The sequence below is a fragment of the Streptomyces sp. NPDC002776 genome, from assembly GCF_053592195.1.
In genome coordinates, this window is record NZ_JBSFVG010000016.1 from 168,430 (window position 1) to 179,200 (window position 10,771).

Annotated in this window: 9 protein-coding genes; 3 read left to right on the plus strand and 6 right to left on the minus strand. The window is 71.2% G+C overall.

Features of this window, described 5'->3' with window-relative positions:
- Positions 1-130 precede the first annotated feature (130 nt).
- Entirely contained in the window at positions 131-292 is a 162-nt protein-coding gene (locus tag ACWD11_RS28265) for a hypothetical protein (protein ID WP_250079159.1), read from the minus strand.
- 136 nt (positions 293-428) lie between these two features.
- Positions 429-1,733 (minus strand): radical SAM protein, encoded by a 1,305-nt coding sequence (locus ACWD11_RS28270; RefSeq protein ID WP_389420590.1) that lies wholly within the window; start codon positions 1,731-1,733, stop codon positions 429-431.
- A gap of 156 nt (positions 1,734-1,889) precedes the next feature.
- Here ACWD11_RS28270 and ACWD11_RS28275 point away from each other — a divergent pair, with 156 nt between their 5' ends.
- On the plus strand, positions 1,890-2,330 hold the full coding sequence (locus tag ACWD11_RS28275; protein ID WP_451286348.1) for a DUF6278 family protein: 441 nt from the start codon (positions 1,890-1,892) through the stop codon (positions 2,328-2,330).
- A 322-nt stretch (positions 2,331-2,652) separates the two neighbouring features.
- Here ACWD11_RS28275 and ACWD11_RS28280 read toward each other — a convergent pair whose 3' ends face one another.
- On the minus strand, positions 2,653-4,206 hold the full coding sequence (locus ACWD11_RS28280) for a CocE/NonD family hydrolase (protein ID WP_451286350.1): 1,554 nt from the start codon (positions 4,204-4,206) through the stop codon (positions 2,653-2,655).
- 116 nt (positions 4,207-4,322) lie between these two features.
- Complete coding sequence (locus ACWD11_RS28285; RefSeq protein ID WP_389420593.1) at positions 4,323-5,081, minus strand: hypothetical protein; 759 nt, start codon at positions 5,079-5,081, stop codon at positions 4,323-4,325.
- An 82-nt stretch (positions 5,082-5,163) separates the two neighbouring features.
- On the opposite strand from ACWD11_RS28285, the gene ggt reads away from it, so the two are divergent.
- Positions 5,164-6,960 (plus strand): gamma-glutamyltransferase, encoded by a 1,797-nt coding sequence (gene ggt, locus ACWD11_RS28290; protein WP_389420594.1) that lies wholly within the window; start codon positions 5,164-5,166, stop codon positions 6,958-6,960.
- On the opposite strand, the gene ACWD11_RS28295 is transcribed toward ggt, so the two are convergent.
- Both ACWD11_RS28295 and map read right to left on the minus strand, forming a co-directional pair.
- Complete coding sequence (locus tag ACWD11_RS28295; RefSeq protein ID WP_451286352.1) at positions 6,961-9,510, minus strand: ATP-dependent Clp protease ATP-binding subunit; 2,550 nt, start codon at positions 9,508-9,510, stop codon at positions 6,961-6,963.
- A 122-nt stretch (positions 9,511-9,632) separates the two neighbouring features.
- Positions 9,633-10,403 carry a type I methionyl aminopeptidase gene (gene map, locus ACWD11_RS28300; protein ID WP_389420596.1) on the minus strand — a complete coding sequence of 257 codons (771 nt, stop codon included), beginning with the start codon at positions 10,401-10,403 and terminating at the stop codon, positions 9,633-9,635.
- A gap of 32 nt (positions 10,404-10,435) precedes the next feature.
- Between map and ACWD11_RS28305 the strand changes: the two genes are divergently transcribed.
- Positions 10,436-10,687, plus strand: a complete 252-nt coding sequence (locus ACWD11_RS28305) for a helix-turn-helix domain-containing protein (protein WP_389420597.1) — start codon at positions 10,436-10,438, stop codon at positions 10,685-10,687.
- The last annotated feature ends 84 nt before the right edge of the window (positions 10,688-10,771 follow it).

Sequence of the window (10,771 nt, forward strand, 5' to 3'; positions counted from 1 at the left end):
TGCAGCGCTCGTCCCCGGTTCCGGTCCCTCGACGGTTCCAGGGGTCCCTCGAGCGCTCTTCCGCGAGCCCGTCCCTCTACGAGCCCGGGGGGTCCTGCTGCGCTCCGGTCCGTCTCGCCACGGCGGTGGGTCAGACCTCGACCTCGATGACCGTGGCCTCGGTGATGTTGGTGGCCTCCACCAGGAGCGTCTCGTTGGGCGCGGTGGCCGAGGCGGCCCCGACGGCGCTGAGCGTCACGCCCTCCTGGCCGGGCTCGAGGTGGATGCGGATGACCTTCTTCTCTTCGGGCATGTCCGTGTTCCCTTCGATGAGGGGCGGCAGCGGTCGCGCCGCCCGCGGACGGGGCCCGCTCACGACATCGGGAGCGGGGTCGGTGGGCCCGGCGAGGCCGCCGGGCGCGGTCGGCACGCGGCCGGTGCGGCCGCGGCTAACGCGGGGTGAGAGTCAGGCGTACGTCGCGTCGCTTGCGCTCCCGCCAGTAGCGGCCGGCGCGCAGCATGAACTCCTGGAGGTATTCGGTGGCACCGCACCCCTTCGGGTCACCGGTGAGGTTGCGGGCCAGCGGCGGGCACCGGAACTGGCACCAGAGGTCCTCCGCGGCCACCGGGCAGCTCCCGCACACGGTGTGGTCGCTGAACCGGATGTCACGGAAGGCGTCGAAGCCGGTCTCCCAGATGTCGGCGAAGGACCGCTCGGCGAGGTTCCCGGCCCGGTGCAGCTGTCCCGACATGCAGTTGCTGCACGGGTAGACGTCGCCGCGGCTGTTGACGTAGACGACCGAGCGGCCGCACTTCTCCTGGCCGACTGCGCGTTCCAGGCGCTGGCAGAACTGGATGGTGTCCACCCCGCGGATCTCGTCCGCGGCGCGCCCGCCGGGTGCCGTGCCGGCGGTGCCCTCCGGCTCGATGTCGGGCCCGCTGGAGTACCGCTCCATGCACCGCCGGTAGACCTCGAAGACCTCGTCGACGTCCTCGGGGCGCAGCAGCATGTCGGGGTGGAGCAGGGCGCGGCCCACGGGGTGGGTCTCCAGCCACTGCGGCCGGGGGTAGCCCCGCTCCGCGCACCACTCGAAGATCTCCTCGGCGTCCTGGATGTTGTTGCGGTGGACGGAGATCGCGGTACGGAAGACATGGCCGTGCCGGCGCATCATCTCGAAGGCGTTCTGGAGCTTGGGAAAGTCCATCCGACCGCGCACGGTGCGCTCGGGGTCGGCGGTGTCGAAGCTGATGAAGAACGACTGGCCCGGCGGGATCGCCGCGAGCCGCTCCTCGGTGATGAGCAGGCCGTTGGTGAAGATCTGGGTGCTGAACGGCTTGGTGCGGGCGTACCGGATGATCTCCACGGCGTCCCGGTGGGAGAAGATCTCACCCCCCGTCAGGAAGACCTGGAGCACGCCCAGTTCGGCGAACTCGTCGAGCAGGGCCTTGATGCGCGGGGTGGACATCTCGTCGGGGCGCTTGAGCGCGGAGTCCGCGTAACAGTGCTTGCAGCGCAGGTTGCACAGATTCGTGGTCTCCACGAACGCGATGGCCGGGGCGGACAGATGGAACCGGTCCAGGGTCACCAGCGGATCGCTGAGCGTGTGGGTCATCAACTCCTCGGCCGAAACCGGCCGTCCGGCGTTGTGACGCAGGATCAGCGGACGCGCCGAGTCGGCGAGAAACTCCACATGACCGTTGGGCAGCAGGGCGACCAGTCCACCCTCGTTCACCTGGAATGGAATCTTCCGCACGGGTCCCCGCCTCCCGGAAGGCCAAAGTCAACATCCGTTGAACTCATGACCTGATGAACTCTACGGAGCATGAATAAGCTTTGGCAAGAGGTTTCCGGGTGGCTGGTTTCCGCGCGCCGGTGGTGCCGGTGGCATGGTCGGTGCGAGGCTGAGCGTATGAACATCCCTTTCCTGGGCGGCCGGCGCAGACGGCGCGGCCCCGCCTTCGGCGTCGCGGTGTTCTCCGACGGCGACGACACGCACGAGGGCATCGCCGACCTGCTCGCCGAGTGCGATCTGCTCCGCTCCCGGGCGGCCCGGGAGGGGGTCCGGCTCGACGACTCCGCGGCCTCGCTGGAGGCCCTGGACCAGCTGCTCCCGGGCTGGCGGGACGACGAGGAGGTGCTGGCCTGGCTGGGCAACGACGCGGGGCTCTACCTCGGCACGGTCATCGTGCGGACGGTCCCGGGCGCGCGCTGGGAGATCTGGTCCAACGGCCAGCCGGTCGTACGGCTCTCCTCGGGGCGCGAGTTCGATGTCGTCGCCTCCGGGCACGAATGGGCCGCCAGCGGTGCGCCCGAGCTGTCGCAGCTCTACGCGGAGGTCGCGGAGGCGTGAAGCCCTGGCCCGAGCCGCGGCTTAAATACGGCTAATGCCCGAAAAGTGCGTGTCGTCCTCTAACTCCCCTATTGTCTGGGTAGGTTGCGGCAACCACGACACAGCTGAGAGTGAGTAGGGCTGGGCATGGTTCTCGATCCGTTGATCGATCTGCGTGACGTCGGCCCGGCACCTGCCGCGCGCCGAGCCTCCACTACGATGGGCGGTTCGTCCCCGTAGCGGTCACCGTGGCCGGGGCGCTGCCTAGTGGGATCCCCCTACGGCCCCTCGACCACAGGGGGCGGCAGTCACAGAGCCATACCCGCCCGGCGGCAGCCGGAGATCACTGCTCGCGCAACGGGACCGACACGTACGACGGGTCGTTCGCCGGTGAGGAGAAGGTCAGCTGCGCGCCGGTCGGGTTGTGCTCGGCGTAGAGCGGGTCGACCGTGTCGACGACCAGGGCCAGCCGGTGCCCCGCCGGGACGTCGTAGGCCGTGGAGAACAGCTCCAGATCGACGCCGAACGGCTGGTGGGGCGCACGCCCGTGGAAGGTGTACGGCGCGGTGCTGACCAGCTTCCCCAGGCCGAGCGGGCCCACGTCGTACAGGTGGGCGATGAGGGTGCCGCTCTCCGCGGTCGGGGTGAGGGTGGTGTGCAGCCGGGCCGTGCCGCGCACCTGCTGGGCCGTTGCGTACGTCCCCGACTGCCACACGGCCGCCCAGCGGCGGGGGAGCAGCGGGATGGAGGCCATCGGCGGCACCTGGGCGATCTGGTCGAGCAGGCCGGAGAGCAGGACGAGCCCGCCGTCCGCACCGGAGTTGACGTTCGTACGGATCGTGGTGGAACCCGCGAGGGCGATCTTCCGGTCCGTCGCGCCGACCGACTTCCAATCCGGGTAGCCCTCGTAGCCGCCCTGGGAACGGGACTTGAGCCGGACCGGCTGTTCGCGGTCGATGCCGTTGTCCTCGCCCTTGAGGTGGTGGTCGAACCAGCGTTCGGTGTCGGTCCAGACGTCGTTGGGCAGGCCGAGCAGCCCGGTCAGTTCGGCGGTGGCGTGGTCGCCGGGGCGGAACTGCAGCCGCTTGGGGCCGGTGAGCTTCTCGTAGAAGTCCGCGTACTGGTTGGGCGGGAAGACCGAGTCGCCCCAGGCGTTGGCGAGCAGCACGGCCGGGGCGTGGTCGTTGAGCCGGTCCAGATACGTCGTGGCCGAGCGCTTCTTCCCCCAGGCCAGCATCATGTCCTCCTTGCTCAGGTCGGAGGACTGGAAGGCGGTGAAGATCTCTCTGAGTTCGGCGCTCTGCCGGCCGGTGACCAGGCTCGCGCCGTCCAGCAGCGCGGCGGCCTGGGTGTGCTGGGTGCGCCCCGAGTAGATCGAGCCGATCAGGTCCGCCCAGCCACTGAGGGCCGCGACCGCTCTGACCCGGTCGTCGTGCGCGGCGGTGAGCAGGCTGATGCCCGCCCCGTACGACACCCCGCCCATGCCGATCCGCTCCGCGTCGGCGGGGGTGTGGGCGAGCGCCCAGTCGATCACCCGGGAGGCGTCGGCCACGTCGGGCGGGCCCGCCACTTCTATCTCGCCACCGGACTGCCAGAAGCCGCGGACGTTGTAACCGACCACGACGTACCCCGAGTCGGCGAGCTTGCGGGCCTGGGCGAGGTACTCGACCTGGGGCATGCCCCAGCTCGTGGGGAACACCAGCAGCGGGTAGCGGCGCGTGCCGTCGGCGCCGGCCGGGGTGATGACGTTCGCCTTGAGCGTCGTCCCGCCGTCGCCGGTGATGTCGACGAAGCGGAGCCCGCCCGTGGCGGCGGACGCGACCGGGCCGATGCCGGCGATCAGGGTCGCCGAGACGATGCCCGCGGCGGTGGTGCGCAGAGCCGTGCGAGATCCCACAGGTCACTCCTCACTCGTGTCAGTGCAAAGTGACCCGACGGTAACCTCGGGCTCTTACCGTGGGTAACCCGTCGGTAAGTTACGTGGGAGTAACGATTGCCGGTGAGTGAACGATCTCAGGAAGCGCGGTGCGAGTTGCGCGCGACCGCCGCTGTCGGCAGCGGCGACTGCGCCTCCCGGGTCACGTCCGCCACCAGCTCCACCACATCGGGGCCGTACGCCTGCGAGTTGACGACCTTCAGCAGCAGCACGAAGGAGTGGTTGCCGTGTCTGCGGGACAGCCGTTCGTGGTTGCGGGCCAGATAGCGGGTCGCGGCCTGGTTGGTGATCGCCCGCTGTCCGCAGAAGAGGAACACCGGACGCGAGCCCGCGCCCTGGCCCGCGGTGAGCCGGGCCAGGATGACGTACTCGCCCCGGCCCGGATCCATCCGGTAGCGCTCGCTGCCGATCTGGAAGGCACCCCGGTCCGGTCCCGGCTCGGCGTCCACATTGACCCGTATGCCGGGCAGCAGGGACGCGAGATGGGCGGTCATCCGGCGGTTGGAGGCCGGTCCGCCGACGCAGAACTCGGTGCGCTCACCGAAGCCCTGCTGAGCCGCGTCGTGCGCGACGACCTGGGCGTGCGCGTTGCAGTCCTTGATCAGCGCGGCCAGTTCGAGCAGCGCGAACACATCGTGGCGCATCACGGTGAGTTCGGGCCCGCCCGCCTCACGGTTCACCACGAGCAGCGACTCGGAGTTGTCGGGCAGCCCGAAGAAGGCCTGCTTGCGGCGGAGCTTGCGCTTGTACAAGTAGGTGCGGGCCACCCAGCCGAGGGCGGCGCTGAGGCCGGCCGCGACCACACCCAGGACGATGTTGCGCAGGTCGTCATTCATGGGCGCGCATGCTAGCCGGTGCTCCTGACGGGGGCATGTCCATCCATTAGGCTGCGCGAACGGTCCCTGACTGGAGGTGCGGATGCGTCTTTCCGTCGCACACAAGCTGTCGGTCCTCGCGGTCTCGGCCGCCGTGGTGTCGGTGGGGGCGGCGCCGCCCGCCGCTTCCGGCCCGGCCGTCGAGAAGGTCCCCGTCGCCGTCGGCCACGGTGGTGCCGTCGCGAGCGTCGACGCGGACGCCTCCGCCGCCGGGATCGAGGTCTTGAGAAAGGGCGGCAACGCCGTCGACGCGGCCGTCGCCACCGCCGCCGCGCTCGGGGTCACCGAGCCCTACTCCGCGGGCATCGGCGGAGGCGGCTACTTCGTCTACTACGACGCCAAGTCCCGTACGGTACGCACGATCGACGGCCGTGAGACCGCCCCCTCCAGCGCGGACTCGGGGCTGTTCCTGGAGAACGGCACGGCGATCCCCTTCGCCGAGGCCGTCAGCAGCGGACTGAGCGTCGGCACGCCCGGCACGCCCGCCACCTGGCGCCGGGCGCTGGACACGTGGGGGAGCAAGAGTCTCGGCACGCTGCTGAAGCCCGCCGAGCGGCTAGCCCGGGACGGCTTCACCGTCGACGCGACCTTCCGCGCGCAGACCGCCGCCAACGAGACCCGGTTCCGCTACTTCCCGGACACCGCCGAGCTGTTCCTGCCGGGCGGCGAGCTGCCGGTGGTCGGGTCCACCTTCAAGAACCCCGATCTCGCCCGCACCTACGCCGAACTGGCGCGGAAGGGAACCGGCGCGCTCTACCGCGGCGACCTCGCCGAGGACATCGTCGACACGGTCAACCACCCGCCCGTCGACCCCGCCTCCGGCTGGAACGCCCGCCCCGGCGACCTCACCGCCCGGGACCTCGCCACCTACCGCACCAAGTCCCAGGCGCCCACGAAGAGTTCCTACCGGGGCCTGGACGTCTACTCCATGGCGCCCTCCTCCTCCGGCGGCACGACCGTCGCCGAGGCCCTCAACATCCTGGAGCGCACGGACCTTTCGAAGGCGAGCGAGGCCCAGTACCTGCACCGCTCCATCGAGGCCGGCCGGATCGCGTTCGCGGACCGCGGGCGCTGGGTCGGCGACCCCGCCTTCGAGGACGTACCGACGAGGGAACTGCTCTCCCAGCGGTACGCCGACTCACGGGAGTGCCTGATCAAGGACGACGCGGTGCTGACCAGCCCGCTCGCCCCGGGCGACCCGCGCCGTCCGGCACCCTGCGCCGCGGGCGGCACCGCGGCCCCCACCACCTACGAGGGCGACAGCACCACCCATCTCACGGTCGCCGACAAGTGGGGCAACGTCGTCTCGTACACGCTCACCATCGAGCAGACCGGCGGCAGCGGCATCACGGTGCCCGGCCGGGGCTTCCTGCTCAACAACGAGCTGACGGACTTCTCCTTCACCCCCGCCAACCCGGCCGTCCACGACCCCAACCTGCCGGGACCGGGCAAGCGCCCGCGCTCCTCCATGGCCCCGACCATCGTCCTCGACCAGCACGACAAGCCCGTCGTGGCCCTCGGCTCACCCGGCGGCGCCACCATCATCACCACCGTGCTCCAGACCCTCACCGGCCACCTCGACCGGGGCCTGCCGTTCGTCGACGCCATCGCCGCGCCCCGGGCCAGCCAGCGCAACCAGACGACCACCGAGCTCGAACCCGGGCTGTACAACAGCCCGTTGCGGGCCGAGCTGGAGTCGATCGGGCACGGCTTCCGGCTCAATCCCGAGATCGGCGCGGCCACCGGCGTACAGCGGCTGCCGGGCGGCAAGTGGCTCGCCGCCGCCGAGAAGGTACGCCGGGGCGGCGGCTCCGCGATGGTCGTGCACCCGGTGCCGTAGTCACAGCTCGGGGGCGGGTGCCGCGTCCCGCGCCACCGCGCGGAAGGCGAGGCGTCCGTCCTCGACGTCCACCGTCACCCGGCCGCCCCCGGCGACCCGGTTGTCCAGCAGCAGCCGCGACAGCTGGTTGTCGACCTCGCGCTGGATGGTGCGGCGCAGCGGACGGGCACCGTACTCGGGCTGATAGCCGCGCGCGGCCAGCCAGTCGACGGCGGGCGCGGTGAACTCGACCGCGACGTCCTGCGCCTGCATGAGCCTGCGCGTCCGGTCCAGCAGCAGATTGGTGATCCGCCGCAGCTGGTCCGGGTCGAGCTGCCGGAACACCACGATCTCGTCGATCCGGTTGAGGAACTCGGGCCGGAAGTGGTCGCGCAGCGGCCGCAGGATCCGCTCCCGCCGCGCCTCCTCGTCCGCCTCCTCACCGCCCGCGCCGAAGCCGACCCCCACGCCGCGCCGGGTGATCGCCTCCGAGCCGAGGTTGCTGGTCATGACGATGACGGTGTTGGTGAAGTCCACCGTGCGGCCCTGCGAGTCGGTCAGCCGCCCGTCGTCCAGCACCTGGAGCAGGATGTTGAAGACGTCCGGGTGCGCCTTCTCCACCTCGTCGAGCAGCAGCAGGGAGTACGGGTGCCTGCGCACCACCTCGGTGAGCTGTCCCGCCTCCTCATGGCCGACGTAGCCGGGCGGGGCGCCCACCAGGCGGCTGACGGTGTGCCGCTCCTGGTACTCGCTCATGTCCAGCCGGACCATGCGCTCCTCGCTGCCGAACAGCGCCTCCGCCAGCGCCCGGGCCAGTTCGGTCTTGCCGACGCCGGTCGGCCCAAGGAAGAGGAAGCTGCCGATCGGCCGGTCCGGACTGGCGAGCCCGGCCCGCGAACGCAGCACCGCCTCGGAGACCACCCGCACGGCCTCGTCCTGGCCCACCACCCGCTCGTGCAGATGCTGTTCCAGACCCAGCAGGCGGTCCTTCTCCTCCTCGGTCAGGCTGGCCACCGGGATGCCGGTCAGCCGTGACACGACCTCCGCGACGGCCTCGGCGGTCACTTCCAGGTTCTGTCCCTCGTCGGCCGCGCCGCTGCCGTCGGCGTCCGCGATCCGCTGCTTCAACTCCACGATCCGGTCCCGTAGTTGCGTGGCCAGCTCGTACTGCTCGTCCGCGACCGCCTGGTCCTTGTCCCGGGCCAGCTGCTCGACCTCGCGCTCCATGGCCCGTACGTCCGTGCCCTTGGTGCGCGCCCGCAGCCGTACCCGGGCACCGGCCTGGTCGATCAGGTCGATCGCCTTGTCCGGCAGCCGGCGGTCGGTGAGGTACCGGTCGGACAGCTCCACGGCGGCCACCAGCGCCTCGTCGCTGTAGCGGACCTGGTGGTGGGCCTCGTAGCGGTCCCTGAGGCCGCGCAGGATCTCGATGGCGTCCGCCGCGGTCGGCTCGGGCACCAGGATCGGCTGGAAGCGCCGGGAGAGCGCCGCGTCCTTCTCGATCCGCCGGTACTCCTCCAGCGTGGTGGCGCCCACGACGTGCAACTCCCCGCGGGCCAGAGCCGGTTTGAGGATGTTCCCCGCGTCCAGCGAACCGCCCTCGCCGCCGCCCCCGGCGCCGACCACGGTGTGCAGCTCGTCGATGAAGACGATCAGCCGGTCGGAGTGGGCGCGGATCTCGCCCACGATGTTGGTCATGCGCTCCTCGAAGTCACCGCGGTAACGGGTGCCCGCGACGACCCCCGTCAGGTCCAGCGCGACCACGCGCCGCCCGCTGAGCACGTCCGGGACGTCCCCGTCCGCGATCCGCTGCGCCAGCCCCTCCACCACGGCGGTCTTGCCGACACCCGCGTCGCCGATCAGCACCGGGTTGTTCTTGCCGCGCCGGGAGAGCACCTCGATGGTCTGCTCGATCTCCTCGTCCCGTCCGATCACCGGGTCGATCCGGCCCTGCCGGGCCAGTTCGGTCAGATCGCGGCCGTACTTGTCCAGGGTGGGCGTGTCCGCGGCCCGGGGCCGCTCGGGCCGCGGCGCGGTGTCCGGCACCTCGGGCGGCAGGCCGCCGGCGGGGCTGAAGCGCGCCGAGCTCAGGATGTGCCCGGCGGCGGAGTCCGGGTTCGCGGCGAGGGCGCTGAGTACGTGCTCCGGGCCGATGTAGCCGGTGCCGCGGGCCCGGGCCAGGTCGTGCGCGTCGAGCAGGGCGCGCTTGGCGGCCGGGGTGAGCGACAGCGACGTCGGCGGGGGGACCTCGCCCGGCGGGTGCTGGACCGGGCCCGAGCGCTCGTCGATCTCCGTGGCCAGCGAGTCCGGGTCGGCCCCGGCCCGGCTGAGCAGGGTGCGCGTGGGCTCCGCGGAGAGCGCGGCGCGGAGCAGATGCTGGGTGTCCAGGTCCCGGCTGCCGTGTTCGGCGGCGTACTGGGCGGCGCCGCGGACGAGTTCCCGGGCCGGCTGGCTGAGCAGCTGGCCGATGTTGATCTGGCGGGGGCCGGGGCGGGGGCCGCCGAAGAATCGGGCCAGGAATTCGCCGAAGGGGTCGCCGTAGCCCTCCGGTCCGTTGAAGCCGTTGGTCATCGGTTCCGTACCTTCGTTGACGACGTACCGGAGTCGGGTAACCCGGACATGGTGCGCTTATGTCAGGTTGGCACGGATATGGGCGGTGGGCATGTGCAGGGCGCCCGCGGACGGGGGTCTGCCTAACCCCGATCGGTCAGGATCCGGGGGCCGCTGTCCGTGATCGCCACCGTGTGTTCCGTGTGGGCCGCCCTCGATCCGTCGTTCGTCTTGAGGGTCCAGCCGTCCGGGGCCTCGTGGTATCCGTCCGTGCCGCCCGCGATCAGCATCGGCTCGATCGCCAGCACCATGCCGTGGCGCAAGGGCAGGCCCCGGTGGGGGCGGCCCTCGTTGGGGACCGAGGGGTCCTCGTGCATCTGGCGGCCGATTCCGTGGCCGCCGAAGCCGTCCGGGATGCCGTAGCCGGCCGCGCGGCAGACCGTGCCGACGGCATGGGCGATGTCGCCGATGCGGTTGCCGACCACGGCCGCCTCGATACCGGCCGCCAGGGCGCGCTCGGCGGTGTCGATCAGGCGCAGGTCCGCCGGGCGCGGCCGGCCCACGGTGAAGCTGATCGCCGAGTCACCGGCCCAGCCGCCGAGCTTCGCGCCGCAGTCGATGGAGACCAGGTCGCCGTCGCGCAGGCGGTAGGCGGTCGGGATGCCGTGCACGATCGCGTCGTTCACCGAGGCGCAGATGACCGCGGGGAAGGGCGTCGGGGCGAAGGAGGGGCGGTAGCCGAGGAAGGGGGACGACGCCCCCGCCTCACGGAGGACGGCATGCGCCACCTCATCCAGCTCCAGCAGGGAAACGCCCACGTCAGCGGCTTCTCGTACGGCTGTCAGGGCGCGGGCGACGACCTGGCCGGCCTCGTGCATGGCATCGATCGATGTGTCCGTCTTCAGTTCCACCATGCCAATTACTATACCGGTATTAGTATGGGGGCATGGTCCGTAACCCCTTGACCCCCGAAGAGCGCGAGCGCGGTGAGCGGCTCGGGCGGCTGCTCCGCGAGGCCCGCGGTGGCCGCAGCATGGCGGAGGTCGCGGCGAGCGCCGGTCTCTCCGCCGAGACTCTCCGCAAGATCGAGACCGGCCGGGCCCCGACTCCGGCCTTCTTCACGGTGGCCGCACTGGCGCGAGTGCTCGGCCTCTCCATGGACGAGCTGGCGGGGCTGTGCGCACCGGTCGCTTCCTAATGCTGTTGTCAAGCTGCCGTAGTCGCTGGGGGTGTCACTTCGTAACACCGTCGGTCACGGATCAGAGCCCACAGGACGTTGACG

What these genes read in the sequence shown, in the direction of transcription:
- ACWD11_RS28305 (WP_389420597.1), top strand. Translation starts at nt 10,436, where the DNA reads ATGGTCCGTAACCCCTTGACCCCCGAAGAGCGCGAGCGCGGTGAGCGG.
- ACWD11_RS28285 (WP_389420593.1), bottom strand. Translation starts at nt 5,081, where the DNA reads ATGAATGACGACCTGCGCAACATCGTCCTGGGTGTGGTCGCGGCCGGC.
- ACWD11_RS28295 (WP_451286352.1), bottom strand. Translation starts at nt 9,510, where the DNA reads ATGACCAACGGCTTCAACGGACCGGAGGGCTACGGCGACCCCTTCGGC.
- map (WP_389420596.1), bottom strand. Translation starts at nt 10,403, where the DNA reads ATGGTGGAACTGAAGACGGACACATCGATCGATGCCATGCACGAGGCC.
- ggt (WP_389420594.1), top strand. Translation starts at nt 5,164, where the DNA reads ATGCGTCTTTCCGTCGCACACAAGCTGTCGGTCCTCGCGGTCTCGGCC.
- ACWD11_RS28265 (WP_250079159.1), bottom strand. Translation starts at nt 292, where the DNA reads ATGCCCGAAGAGAAGAAGGTCATCCGCATCCACCTCGAGCCCGGCCAG.
- ACWD11_RS28275 (WP_451286348.1), top strand. Translation starts at nt 1,890, where the DNA reads ATGAACATCCCTTTCCTGGGCGGCCGGCGCAGACGGCGCGGCCCCGCC.